The organism is Niallia yueguangensis (genome assembly GCF_052663115.1).
This window is the reverse complement of record NZ_JBQTCX010000072.1, coordinates 1-428: the sequence shown is the minus strand read 5'-3', so window position 1 is coordinate 428 and position 428 is coordinate 1. Positions and strand designations below refer to the sequence as shown.

General features: G+C 30.4%; 1 protein-coding gene and 1 pseudogene. Both read left to right on the top strand.

Going from position 1 to position 428, the window contains the following annotated elements; all coding sequences use genetic code 11:
* On the top strand, positions 1-182 hold a 182-nt coding region (locus ACTYA4_RS22205; protein WP_445505881.1), incomplete at its 5' end, for a hypothetical protein.
* Positions 183-302: 120 nt separating this feature from the next.
* Positions 303-428 (top strand): annotated as a pseudogene (locus ACTYA4_RS22200) (sugar ABC transporter ATP-binding protein); the annotation flags it as partial.

Here is a 428-nt window from a genome sequence, read left to right as displayed (position 1 = left end):
TTAGCATATTGAATGAGACAGGAATAAGTGGTTTGCATAGCAAACGCTTATTCCGTTTTTTTTTGATAAAATTATTAGAATTTTTACTAAAAAATAGAACGGTTTTTCTGTTTTTTATGAAAAATTTTAAACCGAGTATAAAAATAACAAGAAATGCTCTGATAAAACATTGGAATAGGTAGAGCATCCATATACTACTAAATAAATTTTCGCAAAAGTAATAAGGCAGTTTTTGATTAAGGAGGATGTAGTGAATACTAGCTGGAGTTTATTGTTTACGTATTGAAGAAGGAGTGAAAATGATGGAATATGTAATTGAGATGTTAAATATTCGCAAAGAATTCCCTGGAATTGTTGCCAATGATAATATAACACTTCAAGTCAAAAAAGGAGAAATCCATGCACTGCTTGGAGAAAATGGTGCGGGT